16 protein-coding genes are annotated in these 22141 nt (G+C 71.7%); 8 read left to right on the forward strand and 8 right to left on the reverse strand.

The window, feature by feature from the left end:
- Nucleotides 1-59 precede the first annotated feature (59 nt).
- On the forward strand, nucleotides 60-1667 hold the full coding sequence (gene metG, locus ACWCWD_RS03920; protein ID WP_450770021.1) for a methionine--tRNA ligase: 1608 nt from the start codon (nucleotides 60-62) through the stop codon (nucleotides 1665-1667).
- A gap of 82 nt (nucleotides 1668-1749) precedes the next feature.
- On the opposite strand, the gene ACWCWD_RS03925 is transcribed toward metG, so the two are convergent.
- Entirely contained in the window at nucleotides 1750-2595 is an 846-nt protein-coding gene (locus tag ACWCWD_RS03925) for a L,D-transpeptidase family protein (protein WP_450770022.1), read from the reverse strand.
- Nucleotides 2596-2855: 260 nt separating this feature from the next.
- The gene (aspS, locus tag ACWCWD_RS03930; RefSeq protein WP_450770024.1) at nucleotides 2856-4673 is read right to left on the reverse strand and encodes an aspartate--tRNA ligase; all 1818 of its coding nucleotides are present in this window, start codon (nucleotides 4671-4673) and stop codon (nucleotides 2856-2858) included.
- A gap of 218 nt (nucleotides 4674-4891) precedes the next feature.
- Between aspS and ACWCWD_RS03935 the strand changes: the two genes are divergently transcribed.
- Complete coding sequence (locus ACWCWD_RS03935) at nucleotides 4892-7030, forward strand: ATP-binding SpoIIE family protein phosphatase (protein WP_450770025.1); 2139 nt, start codon at nucleotides 4892-4894, stop codon at nucleotides 7028-7030.
- A gap of 53 nt (nucleotides 7031-7083) precedes the next feature.
- Here the strand turns inward: ACWCWD_RS03935 and ACWCWD_RS03940 are convergent, their stop codons facing one another.
- The 5 genes from ACWCWD_RS03940 to ACWCWD_RS03960 form a co-directional block, all read right to left on the reverse strand.
- Complete coding sequence (locus tag ACWCWD_RS03940; protein WP_450770027.1) at nucleotides 7084-7545, reverse strand: hypothetical protein; 462 nt, start codon at nucleotides 7543-7545, stop codon at nucleotides 7084-7086.
- A gap of 79 nt (nucleotides 7546-7624) precedes the next feature.
- Nucleotides 7625-8851, reverse strand: a complete 1227-nt coding sequence (locus tag ACWCWD_RS03945; RefSeq protein ID WP_450770028.1) for a phage baseplate protein — start codon at nucleotides 8849-8851, stop codon at nucleotides 7625-7627.
- 121 nt (nucleotides 8852-8972) lie between these two features.
- Complete coding sequence (locus tag ACWCWD_RS03950) at nucleotides 8973-10052, reverse strand: AI-2E family transporter (RefSeq protein ID WP_450770029.1); 1080 nt, start codon at nucleotides 10050-10052, stop codon at nucleotides 8973-8975.
- An 84-nt stretch (nucleotides 10053-10136) separates the two neighbouring features.
- Nucleotides 10137-11093 (reverse strand): pirin family protein, encoded by a 957-nt coding sequence (locus tag ACWCWD_RS03955; protein ID WP_266706715.1) that lies wholly within the window; start codon nucleotides 11091-11093, stop codon nucleotides 10137-10139.
- Between the two features lie 174 nt (nucleotides 11094-11267).
- Nucleotides 11268-11726: an SseB family protein gene (locus tag ACWCWD_RS03960; RefSeq protein ID WP_327176900.1), complete on the reverse strand. Its 459-nt coding sequence runs from the start codon at nucleotides 11724-11726 to the stop codon at nucleotides 11268-11270.
- A 186-nt stretch (nucleotides 11727-11912) separates the two neighbouring features.
- Here ACWCWD_RS03960 and ACWCWD_RS03965 point away from each other — a divergent pair, with 186 nt between their 5' ends.
- The 5 genes from ACWCWD_RS03965 (at nucleotide 11913) to ACWCWD_RS03985 (ending at nucleotide 19498) form a co-directional block, all read left to right on the forward strand.
- Nucleotides 11913-13739 (forward strand): acyl-CoA dehydrogenase, encoded by a 1827-nt coding sequence (locus tag ACWCWD_RS03965; protein WP_450770031.1) that lies wholly within the window; start codon nucleotides 11913-11915, stop codon nucleotides 13737-13739.
- Nucleotides 13740-13895: 156 nt separating this feature from the next.
- Nucleotides 13896-15200, forward strand: a complete 1305-nt coding sequence (locus ACWCWD_RS03970) for a M18 family aminopeptidase (protein ID WP_450770032.1) — start codon at nucleotides 13896-13898, stop codon at nucleotides 15198-15200.
- A 101-nt stretch (nucleotides 15201-15301) separates the two neighbouring features.
- On the forward strand, nucleotides 15302-15523 hold the full coding sequence (locus tag ACWCWD_RS03975; RefSeq protein ID WP_450770033.1) for a DUF6458 family protein: 222 nt from the start codon (nucleotides 15302-15304) through the stop codon (nucleotides 15521-15523).
- Nucleotides 15524-15724: 201 nt separating this feature from the next.
- Nucleotides 15725-18598, forward strand: a complete 2874-nt coding sequence (locus ACWCWD_RS03980) for an AfsR/SARP family transcriptional regulator (protein WP_450770034.1) — start codon at nucleotides 15725-15727, stop codon at nucleotides 18596-18598.
- A gap of 192 nt (nucleotides 18599-18790) precedes the next feature.
- Nucleotides 18791-19498, forward strand: coding sequence for a DUF4232 domain-containing protein (locus ACWCWD_RS03985; protein WP_450770036.1), 708 nt, complete (start codon nucleotides 18791-18793; stop codon nucleotides 19496-19498).
- Between the two features lie 135 nt (nucleotides 19499-19633).
- Here ACWCWD_RS03985 and ACWCWD_RS03990 read toward each other — a convergent pair whose 3' ends face one another.
- Entirely contained in the window at nucleotides 19634-21478 is a 1845-nt protein-coding gene (locus ACWCWD_RS03990; RefSeq protein WP_450770038.1) for an NHL domain-containing thioredoxin family protein, read from the reverse strand.
- A gap of 146 nt (nucleotides 21479-21624) precedes the next feature.
- On the opposite strand from ACWCWD_RS03990, the gene ACWCWD_RS03995 reads away from it, so the two are divergent.
- Complete coding sequence (locus ACWCWD_RS03995) at nucleotides 21625-22125, forward strand: LURP-one-related/scramblase family protein (protein WP_450770040.1); 501 nt, start codon at nucleotides 21625-21627, stop codon at nucleotides 22123-22125.
- Nucleotides 22126-22141 lie beyond the last annotated feature (16 nt).

Below are 22141 nucleotides of genomic sequence, written 5' to 3' on the forward strand. Positions count from 1 at the left end.
GTCACCGGGCCCGCCGTCCGCGTCCCTGGACCCTGCCGCGGACCGTTAGGATTTTGACCATGGCGGCCACTGGATCCGAGAAGCAGGGAGAGACGTCGTTCTACGTCTCCACCCCCATTTACTACGTCAACGACGCTCCTCACCTGGGCCACGCCTACACGACCGTCGCAGGCGACGTGCTCACGCGCTGGCACCGCCAGCGCGGCGAGAAGGTGTGGTACCTCACCGGCACGGACGAGCACGGTCAGAAGATCATGCGCACGGCCGATCAGCACGGCGTCACCCCGCAGGCCTGGTGCGACAAGCTCGTCGAAGAGGCGTGGAAGCCCCTCTGGGAGCACCTGAACATCGCGAACGACGACTTCATCCGCACCACGGAGAAGCGTCACACCGACCGGGTGCAGGAGTTCGTCCAGGACCTGTACGACAAGGACGAGATCTACAAGGGCGGGTACGAAGGCCCGTACTGCGTGGGCTGCGAGGAGTACAAGCTCCCCGGGGACCTCATCGAGGCCGAGGACGGCACTCCGCTGTGCCCGATCCACAAGAAGCCGGTGGAGATCCTCAAGGAGGAGAACTACTTCTTCAAGCTGAGCCAGTACGGCCCGAAGCTGCTGGAGTTCTACGAGGCCAACCCCGGCTTCATCCAGCCGGAGTCCGCCCGCAACGAGGTCGTCAACTTCGTCAAGCAGGGCCTCCAGGACCTCTCGATCTCCCGCTCGACCTTCGACTGGGGCGTCCCGGTGCCGTGGGACGAGAAGCACGTCATCTACGTGTGGGTCGACGCCCTGCTGAACTACGCGACGGCGGTCGGCTACGGCGCCAACCAGGAGAAGTTCGACGGGACCTTCCCCGCCAACGTCCACCTGGTCGGCAAGGACATCCTCCGCTTCCACGCGGTGATCTGGCCCGCGATGCTGATGGCCCAGGGCCTTCCGCTGCCGGGCAAGGTCGCGGCCAACGGCTGGCTGATGGTCGGCGGCGAGAAGATGTCGAAGTCGAACCTGACCGGCATCAAGCCGCAGGACCTGACCTCGCACTTCGGCGTGGACGCGTACCGCTGGTACTTCCTGCGCGCCATCGCCTTCGGCAGTGACGGCTCCTTCTCGTGGGAGGACTTCACCGCCCGCTACACCTCCGAGCTCGCCAACGACTACGGCAACCTCGCCTCCCGCGTGGCCGCCATGATCGGCAAGTACTTCGGTGGCACGCTGCCGGAGGCGACCGCCGCCGGTGACGCCGAGCAGGCGGTCCAGGACGGTCTGGCGAAGGCCGTCGCCACGGCGGACCTGAAGATCGGCGAGGAGCTCGACTTCCAGGCCGGCATCCTGGCGATCTTCGACTTCGTGAAGCAGGTCAACGGCTACATCACGGAGCAGGAGCCGTGGAAGGTCGCCAAGGACACCTCGCCGGAGGGCCAGGCCCGTCTCGCGACGATCCTGTACACGGCGTCCGAGGCCCTGCGCGGTGTCGCGGTGCTGCTGAACCCGGTGATGCCGGAGACCTCGCAGAAGCTGTGGGAGTCGCTCGGCGCCGAGCCCTCCCTGGGTGCCCTGGCCGACCAGCGCGTCCAGGACGCGGGCACCTGGGGCCGCCTGGCCGCCGGCGCCACGGTCACCAAGGGTGCGGTGCTCTTCCCGCGCCTGGAGGAGAAGCCGGCCGCGTAACGCGATCCGTACGTGAGAAGGGCGGGGCCCCCGTGGCCCCGCCCTTCTCCGTACCCGCCCCGTTCTCGGGCGGGAGACCTCGTCAGCGGGCCAGCGAGGCCTTGTCGCCCATCACGATGACCGGCTTCTTCGCCGGGTCGAGCGTGAGCAGCAGCTCCTTCATCCGCTCCTCCGAGACCGACACGCAGCCCTGGGTCGGCCCGCCGTGGTCCACGTGGATCCAGATGCCGCCGCCCCGGTCCTCGCCGAGCGGGCGCTCGTGGTCGATCGGGCTGACGCCCTCGACGCGGTTGTAGTTGATGGCCACGACGTAGTCGAACGAGCCCTCCAGGGGTTCGCCGAAGAATCCGTCGCCCTCCACCGCGAAGTACTCCTCCTCGTCGTAGGGGAGCAGAGCGCCCGGGTCGGGCAGCTTGCCGCCCGCGTCGGTGAGGCCGAACACGCCGACGGGGGACCTGAGGTCCCCGGTGTAGTGCTCGTCGGTCCACCCCTCCATGCCGTTGTGGGCGGCCCAGGGTTCGAAGGCGGGCGTCCAGCTCCGGTCCGGGGCGTCCCGGACGTAGAGGACGGCGGTGGATTCGTTGGAGTCCGCGCCCTTGCCGGTCACCACGAACGCCTGCCGGGCGTCGACCGGGATCTCCGCCCGGGTCTCCGGCCCCAGCCCGGGGATCTCCAGCGGTGGTACGGGCTGCGCGGGCGGGGCGGAAGCGGCGGGGGCACCGGCGGGCCCCCGGCTGCCCTCGTCGTCCGACCGGGCCACGGCCACGTCCTTCGGCGGCGCCCCCGAGGAGGTGGGGGTACCGCAGCCGGTGAGCACCGGGAGCAGCGCCAGAAGCAGCGCGAGGACCGGAGCGGCGAGCGGGTACGGGCGACGGCGGGGGGCTGTTCCCGGGACGGCACGGGCGGGTGTGCGGAGGGAGACGGACACGGGGCGGGCTCCTGAGTGGTTCTGGCTGACTGCCTCTCAGAAGCCACTCTTCGCCGCGCCCGGCCCTCGCGAATCCGGGCGGGGGCCATCCGGCGGTACACCCGCCCACCCGTTACCACGACGGATGCCGGCCAAGGGCGCGACAGCACCCCCGCACGACGCAACAGCCCCCGATCGGTCGATCGGGGGCTGTTTCACGTGAAACGTACGGAACGGAACGACGGGGAGCGCGACGCCAGGGCGGCGGCTCCCCCCGCCCGCTACTTCTCGGTCTTCTCCGCGGCGGCGGTCTCGGCCTTGGCGGCCTCGCCCTTCGACACGGCGGCCGGCTTGCGGAGCTGGATGTTCAGCTCGCGCAGACGGGCCTCGTCGAGCACGGTCGGGGCGCCCATCATCAGGTCCTGGGCGTTGCCGTTGAGCGGGAAGGCGATCGTCTCGCGGATGTTCGGCTCGTCGGCGAGGAGCATCACGATGCGGTCGACGCCCGGGGCGATGCCACCGTGCGGCGGGGCGCCGAGGCGGAAGGCGCGGAGCATGCCCGCGAACTCCTGCTCGACGGTCTCGCGGTCGTAGCCGGCGATCTCGAAGGCCTTGAGCATCAGCTCGGGCTCGTGGTTCCGGATCGCGCCGGAGGAGAGCTCGATGCCGTTGCAGACGATGTCGTACTGCCAGGCGAGGATGTCCAGCGGGTCCTTCGTCTCCAGGTCCTCCAGGCCGCCCTGGGGCATCGAGAAGGGGTTGTGCGAGAAGTCGATCTTGCCGGTCTCCTCGTCCTTCTCGTACATCGGGAAGTCGACGATCCAGCAGAACCGGAAGACGCCCTCCTCGAAGTTGCCGGAGCGCTTGGCGGCCTCGACACGGACGGCCGACATGATCTTGGAGACCTCGTCGAACTCGCCGGCGCCGAAGAAGACCGCGTGGCCCGGGGCGAGCGAGAGGCGCTCGGTGAGCGTCTTGACGTCCGTCTCGGTGAGGAACTTGGCGATCGGACCGGCCAGCGTGCCGTCCTCGCCGACGCGGACCCAGGCGAGGCCCTTGGCGCCGTGCTCGACGGCGTACTCACCGAGGCCGTCGAAGAACTTGCGGGACTGGCCGGCGGTGTCCGGGACGGGCAGCGCGCGGACGTGCTTGCCGGCGAACGCCTTGAACCCGGAGTCGGCGAAGACGTCCGAGATGTCGACGAGCTCCAGCTTGGCGCGGAGGTCCGGCTTGTCGTTGCCGTACTTCAGCATCGACTCGCGGAACGGGATGCGCGGGAACGGCGAGGTGACCTCGCGGCCGTTGCCGAACTCGGTGAAGAGCTCGGTCATCAGCTTCTCGATCGGCTGGAAGACGTCCTCCTGCTCGACGAACGACATCTCGACGTCGAGCTGGTAGAACTCGCCCGGCGAGCGGTCGGCGCGGGCGTCCTCGTCGCGGAAGCAGGGCGCGATCTGGAAGTAGCGGTCGAAGCCGGAGATCATCAGCAGCTGCTTGAACTGCTGGGGGGCCTGCGGCAGCGCGTAGAACTTGCCGGGGTTGAGACGCGACGGCACGACGAAGTCACGGGCGCCCTCGGGGGAGGTCGCGGTGAGGATCGGGGTCGCCATCTCGTTGAAGCCGAGGGCCACCATCTTCGAGCGGATGGAGGCGATCACGGCCGAGCGCAGCATGATGTTGCGGTGCATGCGCTCGCGGCGCAGGTCGAGGAAGCGGTACTCCAGACGGCGCTCCTCGTTCACACCGTCCTCGGTGTTGATCATGAAGGGCAGCGGGGCCGCCTCGCCGAGCACCTCGACCTCGGTGACCTCGATCTCGATCTCGCCGGTCGGGAGCTCCGGGTTCACGTTCTCGGCACCGCGCGCGGAGACCTTGCCGTCGATCCGGACGACGGTCTCCTTGGTCAGCTTCGAGAGCGCCTCGTTCCCCGGGGTGCCGGGGCGGGCGACGAGCTGGACCAGGCCGTAGTGGTCGCGGAGATCGATGAAGAGGATGCCGCCCAGGTCTCGGCGATTGTGCAGCCAGCCGCTCAGCCGGACGTCGGTGCCGACGTCAGAGGCGCGGAGCTCGCCGCAGGTGTGGGACCTGTACCGATGCATCGTCGTTCATCCAGTCTTCGCGGTTGGGGTCTGTGAGCCTCCCCAGGCTACCGCCCGGAGCCGGGCCACTTCATTGCCATAACCACTTCAAGATCATCCGCAGGCGCGCCCACGGCCGCCGCACACCCGTCGGGACCGCCTCCGCAGGGCCTCCGAGGCACGCCGCAGGGCCGGGGCAACGGTGGCGTCCGGGGAACGCATCTTCCTAAAGTGGGGCAATGCGTACCGAGGACATCCTGGCGGCCATCGAGACGGGGCTCTGGCGCTGGGACACCGCGGACGGGACGGTCACGATCGACGCGGAGGCCGCCCGTCTCCTCGGGCTGCCCGAGGCCGGTACGTACCGGGAGGCCACCGTACGCGCCTGCTACCACCAGGCCGACTGGAACGAGGTCCGCTCGGTGGTCGGCCTGGCGGTGGCCGAGGACACCCTCGCGGAGTCACGGCTCCGGATCGTCGACGAGCACGGCACGGTCGTCCGCGTCGTACGGACCCGGTCCAGGCCCTACGTGCCCGAGGGCAAGACCGTCGAGCAGGTCATGCTCCGGGGCACCCTCCAGGAGGTCGCGGAGCCCATCCCCGGCACCTCCGTGCAGACTCCCGTCACCGGCGACTGGCGGCGCTCCCGCGAGGCGTTCCTGCTGGACGCGGGGCGGGCCCTGGCCGAGGCCCGGTCCACGGAGGAGGTGCTGCGGGTCGCCGGCTCGCTCTCGATGCCGGGCTTCTCCCCGGACGGGCTCGCGGTCTTCGGCGTGGAGGGCGACCGGCTGACCCTCGTCGGACACCACGGGCACACCGTCGGCGAGGAGGAGCCCTTCGTCGACATGCCGCTCCAGACGGAGTACCCGGCCGCCGAGGTCGCCCGTACCGGCCAGGCGATCTATCTGCCGACCCCCGAGGAGTACGCCCGCCGCTTCCCGATGTTCTGGCCGCTCGCCCGCACGTTCGGCCGCAGCTCCTGGGCCTTCCTGCCGCTGATCGTCTCCGGCCGCACCATGGGCGCCTGGATGGCGGGATTCCGCAATCCGGTGGGGTTCTCCCCCGACGAGCGGGCGGTGCTCACCACCGTGGCCAGGATGCTCGCCCAGGCCCTCGCGCGCGCCGGGGCGGCCGAGACCGAGCGGGAGCTCTCGCTGGGGCTCCAGCGGGCGATGATGCCCTCCCTGGGCAAGAGCCCCCCGGGCATCACCGTGGCGGCCCGCTACATCCCCACCGGCGGCGGCCTCCAGGTCGGCGGCGACTGGTACGACATGATCCCGCTGCCCAACGGCCGGGTCGCGCTCATCATCGGCGACGTCCAAGGCCACGACGTGCGCGCGGCCGGGCTGATGGGCCAGCTCCGCATCGCCCTGCGCGCGTACGCCTCCGAGGGGCACCGCCCGGACGCCGTGCTGGCCCGGGCCTCCCGCTTCCTGGCCGGGCTGACGGACGGGTACGAGCACGCGGGCGGCGAGGACGACGAATCCACCGCCCCGCGCTTCGCGACCTGCCTGTACGCCGAGGTGGACCCGGCCGACGGCTCCCTCGACATCGCCCGCGCGGGCCACCCCGACCCCGTGGTGATCAGCGTCGACGGCACCGCCGTCATCCGGCAGACGGCGGGCGGGCTGCCCCTGGGCATCGAGACCGACGCCGACTATCCGACGACCCAGGTGGTACTGGAACCCGGCGAGACGATCATGCTCTGCACCGACGGGCTCATCGAGACCGGCGGACACGACCTCGCGACCGGCTGGGAGCGGCTGCGCCCGGTCATGGAGACCCCTGGAGCCGACCCGGAGAGCCTTGCCGAGGCGCTCGTGGAGACGGTCCACGGCCCCACCTCGCACTACACGACGGGCCCCCTGGCGGAGCGGCACGAGGACGACATCGCGCTGGTGCTGCTCCGCCGCGACACCCCCATGACCCTGTCGAAGGCCCCGCCGCGCCGGGCCGCCGTCGCCATCGCGCAGGCCGAACCGGAGCGGATCTCCGTCGCGCGGCAGTTGCTCCGCGAGCTGCTGCACGACTGGGCGGACCCGGAGCAGGTCGACTCGGCCGTGCTGATGCTCTCCGAGATGGCCACCAACGTGCTGGTCCACACGGACGGCAACGCGCTGATGGTCGCGGAGGTGACCGGCGAGCGCGGCGAGCGGCGGCTGCGGGTCGAGGTCGCGGACAACAGCGACGAACTCCCGCACCGACGGAGCCCCGGCGAGATGGCCTCCAGCGGACGCGGACTGGTCCTGATGGAGATGCTGGCCGACGACTGGGGGGTCGATCCGCGCGGCGCGGGCAAGTCGATCTGGTACGAGCTGTACGAGTCCTCCGAGCCCGCGGAACTCACCGCGGGGTCGATCCCGTTCGAACAGATCTGACCGGCGGGTCCCGGCGGGGCTGTCCGGCGGGTCCCGGCGGTCGGGGACGGGCCTCAGACCAGCACGGCCGAGAAGCTGTCCAGGGCGATCCAGGTGATGCTGCTGGCGGCCGTACCGCCGAACACCGTGACGTGGCCCGCCGTGTTGATCTCCACCCGGCAGGCGTTGACACCGGCCTTGTTGTTGCGCGGGCAGACCGCCCGGGTGGTCTTGGGCACCGCCAGGGAGGCGGGGATCGTGCCCAGCGCGGAGTCTCCGGTGAAGGCGCAGTCGACGCCTCCGCGCAGCTGGAGGAAATCCGTACCGGCGATCCTGATCACGCGGGCGGCCGGGGCGTCGGCGGCGGCGGTGACGCCGGACGCCAGGACGAGCGCCGTCCAGTCGTGGACGACCTCGACGCCCCCGGTGGTGGCCGCTGCGGCGGGGGTGGCGAGCAGGGGTGCGCCGACCGCCGCCGCCGGGACGGTGACGGCCGCGGTCAGCAGGGCGCGGCGGCTGGGGGTTCTCTGCGGCATGACTCGCATGACTGGTCCTCGGGGTGCGTGGGAGACGGGCGGGAGGCGGGAAGGGGCTGGGTCGCGGCGGGGGCGTACGTCAGCGCCAGGCCACCGAACAGGCGTCCAGGTCGACCCAGGTGACGGTGTTGTCCGAGGTCGGCCCGTACACCGTGACGGCGCCCTCGGGCGAGATCTCCAGCCGGCAGACGCAGCGACCGCCCCGGTTGTTGCGGGAGACCTCCGCCCGGAGGGTGCGGCTGGGCGTCAGCGTCGGCGGGAGCGTGGCGATCCGGGTGTCCTTCGCGAGGGTCCCCTCGAAGACCCCGCGCAGCTGGAGGAAGGTGGTCCCGGCGATGTCCACCAGACGTCCGCGCGGGGCCCGGACCCCGGTCTGCGCGGTGATCCCGGCGGCGGGGGTCAGCGCGGTCCAGTCGGCCAGCACCTTCACCCCCTGCACGGGCGCGTCCGTGGAGAGGAAGCAGACGGTGACCTCGCGCGGCGTGGTGTCGCTGCCGCTGAACCCGAAGAGCAGCCGCGCCTCCGCGCCGGTCAGCTCGATGGCCAGCCCCTCGGGCTCCCTGCGCTCCAGCCCCGGCACGGCGGTCATGAGCCGGGGCCCGGCGATGACGGAGCCGTCCGTCCAGGAGAGGGCGGTGATGTGGGTGTCGTCCACGTCCGGGTTGCCGGTGTACAGGTAGAGGTGGTCGCCGAGCGAGGCGAAGCCCTGGAAGGTGTCGGCCAGGCGCGGTACCTGCGCCGCCGGGGGGTGCGCCACCGTGCGCAGGGGGGTCCACACGACGTCACCGGTCGACGGGTCGATCGGGTACTGGGTGAACAGATAGCCCTGCGCGGTCAGATAACGGACCGTGAGGCGCTGGAACACCGGATCGACGCTGGGCGCGATGAACTTGGCGTCCGGCACCGGGCTGAACGGCTCCGACAGCACGGAGGAGGTCATCGTGACCACCTGCCCCGGGAGGTACGGGAACCGGGCGATCCGGGTGCCGAACTGCTCGTACAGCGGCCCGCATTCGGTCCACAGGTAGGTCGTGCCGCCGATGTGCTGCGCACCGATCTGGTAGCCGTGGCCGAAGCCGTCGAGGTGCATGTGGTCGAGCGCCTGCCCGGTGGCCCGGTCCATGCGGTAGACGCAGAGGTTGCCGTACTCCAGCGCGTCACGGATCTGCACGACGAAGAGGTCGTGCGTCACCGGGTCGACGGCGATCGACTGGGGCGCCCGGGTGTGCTTCTCGTGGTTCAGCGGCGTCCCGCTGAGGACACGGCCCCAGGGGCCGGCCAGGTCGATGAGATCCGTAACCGCCACGGACAGATTCCCCTCCCCGCGGTCCGCCGTGGACCGCGCGCGGAGATCGTACGTTCTCCGGCCCGCCACACCCCGGCGGCCCGCCGGACATTCCGGCGGGCCTCGCCTTTCACCTGCGGTTTCAGGCCCGGTCGTCGTCCGCCGGAGGCGGTGCCGAGGGGCCGGTGTTCCTCAGCCGCAGCTCCTCGACCACCCCGAAGGCGGCCGCGCAGAGCGGGACGGCGAGCAGCATGCCGAGGATCCCGGCGACGCTCGCTCCGGCGGTCAGCACGATGAGGATGACGGCCGGATGCATCCGCACGGTGCGGCTCTGGATCATCGGCTGGAGCACGTGGCCCTCCAGCACCTGGACGGCGAGGACCACGCCGAGCGCCCAGAGCGCGATGACGAACCCGCGGTCGGCGAGGGCGACCAGGACGGCGACGGCGCCGGAGAGGAAGGCGCCCAGGTACGGGATGTAGGCGCCGACGAAGACCAGCGCGCCCAGCCCCACCGCGCCGGGCACCCGCAGGATCAGCAGGCCGACGGTGATGCAGAGGGCGTCGATCAAGGCGATGAAGGTGGTGCCGCGCATGAACCCCTCGACCGCCTCGAAGGCCCGGCGCCCCATCGCCTCGACCAGGTCGCCGGAGCCGTGCGGGGCGAGCGAGTGGGCGAGCCGTACGGCCCGGTCGGAGTCGCGCAGGAAGAAGAAGGTGAGCAGCAGGGCGAGGACGGCGGTCGCGATCAGGGTGCCGATCAGGCTCAGCCCGGTGATGACCCCGCCGGCCGCGGTGGCGCCGAACTTCTCGACGAGGTTCTTGGCGTTGCCCGCGAGGTTGTCCACGGACGTCTGGCCGGCCAGGTCGAAGTGGTCGATCACCCACTGACCGGCGTCCTTGAGCGAGTCCACGATCTGGCCGCCGGTGTCGATGAGCGCGGTGACGACGATGTACCCGGCCCCGCCGACGACCGCGACCAGCGCGGCGCAGGTCAGCCCGGCGGAGAGCGAACGCTGCACGTGGTGGGCGGTCAGCCAGCGGTGGACCGGGCCGAGCAGTGCCGTACCGAGCAGCGCGAGGAGTACGGGGGTGACGGCGGTCTTGAGGTAGACGGACAGCCACACGAGGACCGCCGCGACGGCGGCGACGAGGAGCAGGACGCCGCACCAGGCGGCCGTCCGCCGTGCGGCGTCGGGCAGGAGGGGCTTCTGGTTCGGCACTCCCCCACCCGACCACGGGGCGGACACGGTGTCCCGCCCCGTGGGGCGTGCGGGTGACGGACCGTCACCCGCACCCCGGAGGAATCACATGCCGTGGACCGCCGGGACGGTGCCGAGGCGGCCGGCCTGGAAGTCCTCGAAGGCCTTCTTCAGTTCGGCCTGGCTGTTCATCACGAACGGCCCGTAGTGCGCCATCGGCTCGCGGATCGGGCGCCCGCCGAGGAGCACGACCTCCAGGTCGGGGGTGTGCCCGTCCTGCTGCTCGTCCGCACGGACGGTCAGCGAGGAACCGGCGCCGAAGACGGCGGTCTGCCCCATGTGGACGGGGCGGCGCTCGGCGCCCGCGGTGCCGCGGCCGGCGAGGACGTACGCGAGGCCGTTGAAGTCCTCGCGCCACGGCAGGGTCACCTCGGCGCCCGGCCGGACGGTCGCGTGGATCATCGTGATCGGGGTGTGGGTGATGCCGGGGCCCTCGTGGCCGTCGAGCTCTCCGGCGATGACGCGGAGCAGCGCGCCGCCGTCCGGGGAGGCGAGGAGCTGGACCTGGCCGCCGCGGATGTCCTGGTAGCGGGGGTCCATCATCTTGTGGCTCTTGGGCAGGTTCACCCAGAGCTGGAGGCCGTGGAAGAGGCCGCCGGACATGACCAGCGACTCCGGCGGGGCCTCGATGTGCAGCAGGCCGGAGCCCGCCGTCATCCACTGGGTGTCACCGTTCTCGATGGTGCCGCCGCCACCGTTGGAGTCCTGGTGGATGAAGCTGCCGTCGATCAGGTAGGTCACCGTCTCGAAGCCGCGGTGCGGGTGCCAGGGGGTTCCCTTGGGCTCTCCGGCGGCGTACTCCACCTCGCCCATCTGGTCCATCATGATGAACGGGTCGAGGTACTTGTAGTTGATCCCGGCGAACGCGCGGCGCACCGGGAAGCCCTCGCCCTCGAAGCCCGTCGGCGCGGTGGTGACCGCGAGCACGGGGCGGGCTACGGCGTCGCCCGAGGCGGCCACCTTGGGCAGGGTCAGCGGGTTTTCTACGGTCACTGCGGGCATGGGAGCCACCTCCGGGCGGGATCTGCTTCCAATTTAGTTGAACAGTGAACATCTTGCAAGGTGTCGTTCATTCCCGGGGCGGCGCGGCGGGGCGGAAACGGGGCGCGACCGGCGCACGGAAAAGGCCCGCACCACAGCGGGTACGGGCCTCGGCGGGCCAGGGGGAGGGCGGCGTCAGCCGTACATGCGCCGCATCGCGAAGTCGACCATCTGCTCGACCGCCTTCGCGTCGAAGACCATCCGGTGGTCGCCCTCCATGTCCAGGACGAAGCCGTATCCGGTCGGGAGCAGGTCGATCACCTCGGCGCCGGTGATCACGAAGTACTTCGACTCCTTGCCGGCGTACCGCCGCAGCTCCTTGAGCGTGGTGAACATCGGGATCACCGGCTGCTGGGTGTTGTGCAGCGCGAGGAAGCCCGGGCCGTCGCCGCGCGGGCAGTAGACCTTCGAGGTCGCAAAGATCTGCTGGAAGTCCTCCGCCGCGAGGGTGCCGGTGGTGAAGGCCCGTACCGCGTCCGCCAGGGAGGGCGGCGAAGGCTCGGGGTACAACGGCTGCTCGGCGTAGCCGCCGCCCATCTGCCCCATCTGACCCATCTGCTGCTGTGCACCCGGGTTCTGGTCGTAGCCGTACATGCCCCAAAGAGTAATCGGACACATCTCCGGCTCCAGGGGTTGCGCCTTATTACTCGCGGGTAGCATCATCGGAGAGGTCGACTGATACGCGTCATGCAGCCGGCCGGCCTTCCGCACAGCCCGTCGCCCGACCGCATCACTCCCCGGGGCGCTGCGCGTCACTGCTATTGATTACGGAGCCTTCCCATGGGGCACTACAAGTCGAATCTCCGCGACATCGAGTTCAACCTCTTCGAGGTGCTCGGGCGCGACAAGCTGTACGGCACCGGCCCGTTCGCGGAGATGGACGTCGAGACCGCGAAGAGCATCCTCGACGAGGTCACCCGCCTCGCGGAGAACGAGCTCGCCGACTCCTACACCGACGCCGACCGCAACCCGCCGGTCTTCGACCCCGCGACCAACACCGCCCCGGTCCCGGAGACCTTCAAGCGGTCGTACCAGGCGTTCATGGACTCCGAGTACTGGCGCCTCGGCCTGCCGGAGGAGATCGGCGGCACCACCTCCCCGCGCTCCCTGATCTGGGCCTACGCGGAGCTGCTGCTCGGCGCGAACCCGGCCATCTGGATGTACTCCTCGGGCCCCGCGTTCGCCGGCATCCTCTTCGCCGAGGGCAACGACGCGCAGAAGAAGGTCGCCGAGATCGCCGTCGAGAAGCAGTGGGGCTCGACGATGGTGCTGACCGAGCCGGACGCCGGTTCGGACGTCGGCGCCGGGCGCACCAAGGCCGTGCAGCAGGAGGACGGCTCCTGGCACATCGAGGGCGTGAAGCGCTTCATCACGTCCGGTGAGCACGACATGTCGGAGAACATCCTCCACTACGTGCTGGCCCGCCCCGAGGGCGCCGGACCGGGCACCAAGGGCCTGTCGCTCTTCCTCGTCCCGAAGTACCACTTCGACTGGGAGACCGGCGAGCTGGGCGAGCGCAACGGCGTCTACGCCACGAACGTCGAGCACAAGATGGGCCTCAAGGCCTCCAACACCTGCGAGATGACCTTCGGCGACCAGCACCCCGCCAAGGGGTGGCTGATCGGCGACAAGCACGACGGCATCCGCCAGATGTTCATGATCATCGAGTTCGCCCGGATGATGGTCGGCACGAAGGCCATCGCCACCCTCTCCACCGGCTACCTCAACGCGCTGGAGTACGCCAAGGAGCGCGTCCAGGGCTCGGACCTGTCGCAGTTCATGGACAAGACCGCCCCCAAGGTCACCATCACGCACCACCCCGACGTGCGCCGCTCCCTCATGACGCAGAAGGCGTACGCCGAGGGCATGCGCTCCCTCGTGCTCTACACCGCCTCCGTCCAGGACGCGATCCAGGTCAAGGAGGCCGCGGGCGAGGACTCCAAGGCGCTGCACGGCCTCAACGACCTGCTGCTGCCGATCGTGAAGGGCTACGGCTCCGAGCGCTCCTACGAGCAGCTGGCGCAGTCGCTCCAGACCTTCGGCGGCTCCGGGTACCTCCAGGAGTACCCGATCGAGCAGTACATCCGCGACGCCAAGATCGACACCCTGTACGAGGGCACCACGGCCATCCAGGGCCAGGACTTCTTCTTCCGGAAGATCGTCCGCGACCAGGGCGCCTCGCTCAACGCGCTCTCCGAGGAGATCAAGAAGTTCCTCGCCGGCGCCCAGGGCAACGAGGAGCTCGCCCCCGCGCTGGACTCCCTCGCCAAGGCCGCCGTGGACCTGGAGGCGATCGTCGGCACGATGATCACCGACCTCACCGCGACCGGCGAGGACGTGAAGAGCATCTACAAGGTGGGCCTCAACACCACCCGCCTGCTGCTCTCCTCCGGTGACGTCGTCGTCGGCTACCTCCTCCTCAAGGGCGCCGTCGTCGCCGCGGAGAAGCTGGCGACCGCCTCCGCCAAGGACGTCGCCTTCTACCAGGGCAAGATCGCGGCCGCGAAGTTCTTCGCCGCCAACGTCCTGCCCGGCGTCTCGACGGAGCGCGCGCTCGCCGAGTCCGTCGACAACTCCCTGATGGAGCTGGACGAGGCCGCGTTCTAGCCTGGTCGTACTCCGTCAGCGGCGACGGCCCGCCCCCACCACGGCGCATACCGGGGGGCGGGCCGTCGCCGTGTGCGGGCCGTCGTAGTGTGCGGGCCAGGCCCCCCGCCACCCGATCGTGAATGGTTCGCAACACGCGTCGATACAGTGAAGAGCATGAGTTCCTCCCACGCTTTCGACAGGTCCCACACCGATGACCTGATGTCCTTCCTCGCCGCCAGCCCCTCCCCGTACCACGCCGTGGCCAACACCGCCGCCCGTCTGGAGAAGGCAGGGTTCCGGCAGGTCGAGGAGACCGCGGCCTGGGACGCGACGAGCGGCGGGAAGTACGTCCTGCGCGGCGGCGCCATCATCGCCTGGTACGTCCCCGAAGGCGCGTCCCCCCACACCCCGTTCCGTATCGTCGGCGCCCACACCGACTCGCCCAACCTGCGGGTCAAGCCGCTGCCCGACACCGGCGCGCACGGCTGGCGCCAGGTCGCCGTGGAGATCTACGGCGGGACCCTGCTCAACACCTGGCTCGACCGGGACCTCGGCATCGCGGGCCGGCTCTCGCTGCGCGACGGCACCGACGTGCTGGCCTCGGTCGACCGCCCGCTGCTGCGCGTCCCGCAGCTCGCCGTCCACCTCGACCGCTCGGCCAACGAGGGCCTCAAGCTCGACCGCCAGAAGCACATGCAGCCGATCTGGGGCCTGGGCAAGGTGGAGGAGGGCGACCTCATCCGGTTCGTCGCCGAGGAGGCGGGCGTCGACCCGGAGGACGTCACCGGCTGGGACCTGATGGCGCACGCCGTCGAGAAGCCCTCCTACCTGGGCCGTGACGAGGAGCTCGTGGCCGGCCCCCGGATGGACAACCTGATCTCCGTGCACGCCGGCGCCGCGGCCCTGGCCGCCGTCGCCCAGCGGCACGCCGCCGAGGGCACCGAGCTCCCGTACATCCCGGTGCTCGCCGCCTTCGACCACGAGGAGAACGGCTCCCAGTCCGACACCGGCGCCGACGGCCCGCTGCTCGGCAACGTCATGGAGCGCTCGGTGTACGCCCGGGGCGGCCGCTACGAGGACCGGGCCCGCGCGTTCGCCGGAACCATCTGCGTCTCCTCCGACACCGGCCACGCGATCCACCCCAACTACGCTGAGCGCCACGACCCGACGCACCACCCGGTCGTCAACGGCGGCCCGATCCTGAAGGTCAACGTCAACATGCGGTACGCGACCGACGGCAACGGCCGGTCCGTGTTCGCCACCGCGTGCGAGCGGGCGGGCGTGCCGATGCAGACGTTCGTCTCCAACAACTCGGTGTCGTGCGGCACCACGATCGGCCCGATCACCGCCGCCCGCCACGGAATCCAGACCGTCGACATCGGCGTGGCGATCCTGTCGATGCACAGCGCCCGCGAACTCTGCGGCGCCGACGACCCGTTCCTGCTGGCCAACGCCCTGACCGAGTTCCTGGCGGGCTGACACCGAGTCACCGGCCGCCGCTGCGGCATGGTTGACGCCGGGCCGGGTACGCGATCCGTACACCGGCCCGGAGTCACCGGGTCGTCGAGGAGGCGGGAATCATGGGACTCGGAGGATGCATTCTCCTGATCGGTGCCGGGGCGGTACTGGCGTTCGCCACCGACTGGCAGATCGACACGGTCAACGTCGACCTGGTCGGCTGGATCATGATGCTCGTCGGCCTCGTCGGGGTCTTCGCCTACATGAGCATCGCGCGGCGCCGCCGCATGATCGTGCCGCCCACCACCACGGTCGTCTCGGAGGACGAGCGCCGCTACCAGTGACCTGACGGAGGCCCGGCCCCGCACGCATACGCGGCGGCCGGGCCCCGTGCTCCAGGCTTGCCCGCGAGCCCGTTCGGGACGTACGGCACAGCCCACACGGGACGTACGGGACGAGGCCGCGGGGCGGCCCGGCGGGCCCGATATCCTGGCCTCCGGTCCGGGGCGCGTCCCGGGTGTGGTCCGCCCGGAAGGAAGCCGCTCGTGGAGTTCCGGCTGCTCGGCACGGTCTCCGTCGACACCCACAGGGGTCCCCTGCCGCTCGGCCCCGCGAAACGGCGCAGCCTGCTCGCCGCCCTCCTGCTCTCCGTCAACACCCCTGTCTCCGTCGCCCGGCTGACGGAGTCCCTGTGGGACGACATACCCCCGCCGCAGGCCCGCAGCGTCATCCAGGGACACGTCTCACGCCTCCGCGCCCTGCTGGTGGACGCGGAGGCGTCGGCGTACGGCGTGGAACTGCTCACCCTCGGCGACGCCTACGTCCTGCGCGCCTCCGAAACCCTGCTGGACTCCCAGCGGTTCGAGGAGCTCCTGATGCTGGCGCGGCAGCAGCGCAGCACCACCGACTCCGTCCTCATGCTCAAGGACGCCCTCTCGCTGTGGCAGGGCCCCGCCCTCAGCGGGGCGCTCGCCGGTCCTCCACTGCAGGCCGCGGCGCACACGCTGGAGGAATCGCGGCTGGCCACGGTGGAAGAACTGGCCCGCGCCTACGGGCAACTGGGCGAGCACCACCGGGCTGCCGCCGTTCTGCGGGCGGAAGCCTCGGCACAGCCGTTGCGGGAGTCCCTCTCGGCGGCCCTGATCCTGGCGCTGTACCGGGCGGGGCGCCAGTCCGAGGCCCTGGACTGGTTCCACCGCACGAGGCGGCTGCTCGCCGACGAGCTGGGCATCGACCCGGGCCGCGAGCTGGCCGACGCGTACGCGCTGATCCTGCGCGGCGATCCCGGGCCCGCCACGCTCCCGGACCGTCACGAAGCATCGGACCGTCACGAGGCGCCGGGCCGTCACGAGGCGTCGGAACCGGCCGGTGCCACGGGTACGGAACCGGATGCTCCGGGGGCCCCGGAGACCGGCGCGACGGCGGTCGGCGCGCTCCCCGCACCACCTCCGGCCCCGGCGCCCGGACCGCACCCTCCCGTCGCGCCGCACCTCACCGTCCCGCACGCCGTCGATCTGCTGCCGCGCGCCCCCCGCGGCTTCCACGGACGCACCGCCGAACTGGCCGCGCTCACCCGGGCCGCCGCGGGCGAGGCGCCGGTGTGCCTGGTCACCGGCCCGGCCGGGGTGGGCAAGACCTCGCTGGCCGTCCAGTGGGCGCACCACAACCCCGCCGCGTTCCCGGACGGGCGGCTCTTCGCCGATCTGCGCGGGTTCAGCGAGACGGGCGAGCCCGCACCGGTCGACGTGCTCCGCGAGTTCCTGCTCGCCCTCGGCGTGGCACCCCGTCGCGTCCCGGAGTCCGTCACCGCGGCGGCCGCGCTCTTCCGCGCCCTGACCGAGCGGCGCCGGCTGCTCGTGATCCTCGACAACGCCCGCGATTCCCCCACCGTCCGCGCCCTGCTCCCCGGTGGGACCGACTGCGTCACGGTCGTCACCAGCCGCAACCGGCTGGAGGGCCTCATCGCCTCGGACGCGGCCCGGCCCGTACCGCTCGACACCCTCGAACCCCGGGACGGCACGGCCCTGCTCGCCGGTGTCCTCGGTGAGGAGAGGGTCCGCGCCGAACCCGTGGCCGCCCGCCGCCTGGCCGAACTCTGCGGAGGGCTTCCGCTCGCCCTGCGGGTCACGGCCGCCCGGCTGGCGGGCCGGCCGCAGCGAACCCTCGCCGGAATGGCCGAGGAACTGGCCGACGAACGCGGCCGGCTGGCCCGCCTCGACGTGGACGACATCGGAGTCTCGGCCGCTCTCCGACTGACCGTCCAGCAACTGCCAGCCGACGCCGCCCACTTGCTGGCCAGGCTCGGCCACCACCCCGGCGGCCACTTCGACCCGTACACCTGCGCGGCGCTCGCCGGCACCGGTCCCACCGCCGCGTCGGCCGCCCTGGAACGGCTCGGCTCCGCGCACCTCGTGACCGAGACCGCGCCGGAGCACTGGGTGCTGCACGACCTGGTGCGCCTGTACGCCCGGGATCTCGACCCGGCGGCCGGGGCCGAAGCCCTGACCGCCGTCCTCGACCACTGCATCGCCACCGCTCTCGCCGCCTCCGAGGCCGCAGAGCCCGGCGGCGAGCCCTGTTTCGTCCTGCCGGAGGACTACCACCGCCCGGCCGCCGTACGGGACTTCGCCGACCGGGCGGCGGCGATGCGCTGGCTGGCCGCCGAGCGGGACGACCTGGCACGGGCCGCCGTCGCCGCGAGGGAGGCCGGTCTGCACGACCGCGCCTGGCGGATCATCCTGCTCCAGTGGCCGCAGGTGGTGTGGCGGGTACGGGACAGCTGGGCACCCCTGCTGGAGCTGGCGCTGGACTCCGCGCGGACGCTGCGGGACCCGTACGCCGAGTCGCGGGTGCTCAGCCTGCTGGGCTGGGTACTGGTGGAGGAGGGCAGGACCGCCGAGGCGGCCGTCCTCCTGGAACGCTCGCCGGGACTCGCGCGGCAGGCCGGTGACCGGCTGGGCGAGGCGACGGCGCTGATCAACCTGGCGGTCGTCCTGGCCGGCCGGGGCGAGACCGGGACGGCCCTGGAGGGCTGCGAGCGGGCCGTCGCGCTGGCCCGGGAGGAGGGCGACCGGCACACGGAGACGCTCGCGCTGCAGCATCTCGCCCGGTTGCAGCTCGTGGCCGACCGGCCGGCCGCCGCCCTGGCGACCGCACGCGCGGCACTGGACCTGGGCCCGGAACAGCAGGAGGCCGCCCGCCGCTCGCTGCTGCTCGCCGTCGCCGGCGAGGCCCGTCTGGCGCTCGGCGAGGAGGACGGCGGCATCCTGCTGCTGGACCGGGCGGCCGAGGAAGCGGAACGCGTCGGATACGACGAGGGCGCGGTGCGCGCCCTGGAGGTCCTGCTGCGGGTCTCGGCGCGGGCGGACCACCGGATCCGCCACGAAATGGCCCTGCGCAGGCTCACCGACACGGGCTGAAGCCCGCGCTCCACGGGGCCACCGACCACCCCCGCAAAGGCGGCGGCCCGTGGGCGCGGAGCATCAGCAGGACGTCAGCGGGACACCAGCGGAACGTCAGCGACGGGGCCCAGACTCGGAGATGTCAGCAGCTCACAGCGTTACGGCCGCCGCCGGCGCACCGTCGTCACACCGCTCCCCGGGGGAATCTCCATGCGTACGTCCACCTACCGCACCCGCACCACCGTCCTCGCCGCCGCGGCCGCCGCCGCGCTCTCCCTGGCCCTCACCGCCTGCGACGACACCGGCACCGACACGAAGTCCGCCGGTACGGAGTCCGCCGGTACGGTGCTGAGCGGCTCGGCGACGCCCGCCGCCTCGGCGACCCCCGCGTCGGACCCGGGCTCCGCACAGAGCGCCGGCACGACGGAGAGCGCCGGTACGGCTCAGGCCGCAGGCACCGCGACGACCACGGGTGGCGGAACCGGAACCTCCGCCGGCACCCCCGCCTGCACCACCGAGACCCTCGCGATCAGTGCCGCGGTTCAGGACGGCCCGCCCTACACCCACATCGTGCTGACCGCGAAGAACACCTCGGGACACAGCTGCCTGATGCCGGGCTTCCCGGAGATCCGGTTCCTGGAGAACGCCCTCGGCGCCGTTCCGGCAGTCGCCAAGAGCAAGCCCGCCGAAGCGGTCGTCCTCACCGCCGGTGCTCCCGCCTACGCGGTGGTGCGGCTGTCGGACGGCGGAACGGACGACGACGTCAGGACGGCGGAGGACTTCACCATCACCTTCCCGGCCGGCGCGGGCATGGCCACCGTGAAGGCCCCCGGCTCCGGCGGCATCGCCGTCGACCCCGCGAAGTGGGCGACCGGCTACTGGACGCCCGAACTGCGCAACGGCGCCGACGAGTTCTGAGATCCCGCCGACGAGAATCCGCTTCCGAGAGCCGACTTCCGGGAGCCGGCTTCCCAGAACCCGGCCGGGGGAAGGCCGATCGGCGGGCTCCGGGTCGCCGGAGCCCGCCGATCGGGCCGTACGTACCGGTACCGGTCAGGCGTCGTCCATGCCCGCGAGCACCAGGGGCAGCCGGGCCACGCCGTCCGCCGTCACCACGACCGGTACGCCCCAGTCCTGCTGGTGGACGTGGCAGGCCGGGTACTCGTTCGCCGGGTCGTCGTCGCAGGACGCCGCCATCGCCGAGACATGCAGGATGCCCTCGGTGACCCCGTCCGCGAGCACCAGGTCACGGAAGAGGTCCGTACCCGCGCCCGAACCCTCGGCCAGCAGCTCCGGCGGGGTCGAGGAGACCAGCAGCCGGGTGGAGGGGCCGTAGCGGAGGTCGAGCTTCTGACCGGCCGGCGCCTGGAAGATCACGTCCAGCCGGAGGTTCCCGGCGGCGACCTCGGTGGCCGCCCGCTGGGTGCGGTGCGCGCCGCCGTCGACCCGCAGCGCCTCCTCGGGCAGCCGCAGCCGGGTCAGCCGGTGCCGCGCCGACTCCACGACCACCAGGTCGCCGTCGACCAGCACCGCGTCGCTCGGCTCCCGCAGATCGGTCGCGAGCGTCGTCACCTCGCCGCTCGCCGGGTCGAAGCGGCGCAGCGCGTTGTTGTACGTGTCCGAGACCGCCACCGACCCGTCGGGCAGCGCGGTGACGCCCAGCGGGTGCTGGAACAGCGCCTGGTCGGCCGCCCCGTCGCGGTGCCCGAAGTCGAAGAGACCGGTGCCCACGGCCGTGGTCACCACGCCCGCGCGGTCCACGAAGCGCAGCGCCGAGGTCTCGGAGTCGGCGATCCACAGCCGCTCGCCGTCGGCGGAGGCCGCGAGCCCGGACGGCTGCGCGAACCACGCCTCGGCCGCCGGACCGTCGACGAGGCCCTCATTGGTGGTGCCCGCCGCGACCTCGACGGTCCCGGCCCCGGGGTCGTACGTCCACAGCTGGTGCACGCCCGCCATGGCGATCCAGAGGCGGTCGCCGAACCAGGCGATGTCCCACGGCGAGGAGAGGTCCACCTCGCGCGCCGGACCGGACGTCGTGGAGCCCTGCCACCACTGGTTGCCCGTACCGGCCAGCGTCACCGTGCGGCCGGTGGTGAGGTCCAGGGCACGCAGCGCGTGGTTGACGGTGTCCGCGACGGCGATCCGGCCGTCCGGCAGCACCGCGAGGCCCTGCGGCTCGCTGAACCGCACCTCGTCCCGGCCGCCGTCGACGAAGCCGCGCTCGCCGGTGCCGTAGTGGCCGCGTACGGTCTCGCCGTCCGCCTCCAGCTCGACCAGGCGGTGCCGGGTGGTGTCCGAGACCAGGAAGCCGCCGTCCGGCAGCAGCAGCGCCTTGCCGGGGAACCGCAGGTGCGTGGCGACCGGCTCGGGCGCCACGTACGGGCCGTCCCCGCGCCGCAGGGTGCCCTTCGCCTCGTGCTCGGCCTCCAGCTCGTCCACCAGCTTCGCGATGGCGTGGGCGTGGCCCTCACCGGCGTGCTGGGCGACGACGTACCCCTCGGGGTCGATGACCACGAGCGTCGGCCAGGCGCGGACCGCGTACTGCTTCCACGTCGCGAGCTCCGGGTCGTCGAGCACCGGGTGGTGCACCTCGTACCGCTCCACGGCGTCCACGACGGCCTGGTGCTCCGCCTCGTGCACGAACTTCGGCGAGTGCACGCCGATGATCACCACGGTGTCGCGGTGCTTCTCCTCCAGCTCGCGCAGCTCGTCGAGGACGTGCAGGCAGTTCACGCAGCAGAAGGTCCAGAAGTCGAGGACGACAATGCGTCCTCGCAGGTCGGCGAGGGTGTACTGCTGGCCACCCGTGTTGAGCCAGCCGCCCTTGCCGATGAGCTCGGGGGCGCGGACACGGGCACGGTGGGGCGCGGGGACGGGCGCCGGGGCGGCATCATTCATGCCTCAAGGGTGCCACTCGCGGCGCGGTTGCCGATCACGGGTGCGGGGGTGCTGTGCGGGGTGCTGTGCGGGGTGCTCTGCCGGACGCCTCCGGCACCTCGCGCGCCCCCATGCATTCCGTGTCCGCCTCCGGGAACCTGTGCTCCATGAGACTTCTCGTACGCGAGCGACTGTTCGCCATCGGCGACGACTACTGGATCGAGGACACCGAGGGCCGCAAGGTGTTCCTCGTCGACGGCAAGGCCATGCGGGTACGCGACACCTTCGAGCTGAAGGACGCGAACGGCCGGGTCCTCGTGGAGCTGCGGCAGAAGCTGATCAGCATCCGCGACACGATGATCGTCGAGCGCGACGGCGAAGAGCTGGCCCGGGTGAAGAAGAAGCACCTGTCGCTGCTCCGCAACCACTACCGCGTGACCATGGCGGACGGCACCGAACTCGACGTCAGCGGCAAGATCCTCGACCGCGAGTTCGCCGTCGACTACGACGGTGAGCTGCTGGCCCAGATCTCCCGACGGTGGCTGAGCATCCGCGACACGTACGGCATCGACATCGTCCGCGAGGACGCCGACGCCTCGCTGCTGATCGCGGTCGCGATGTGCGTGATCGTCCTCGCGGAGAAGGAGCACGACAAGGGGGACGACTGAGGGACGGTGGGGCGGG

The sequence above is a fragment of the Streptomyces sp. NPDC001493 genome, from assembly GCF_053597235.1.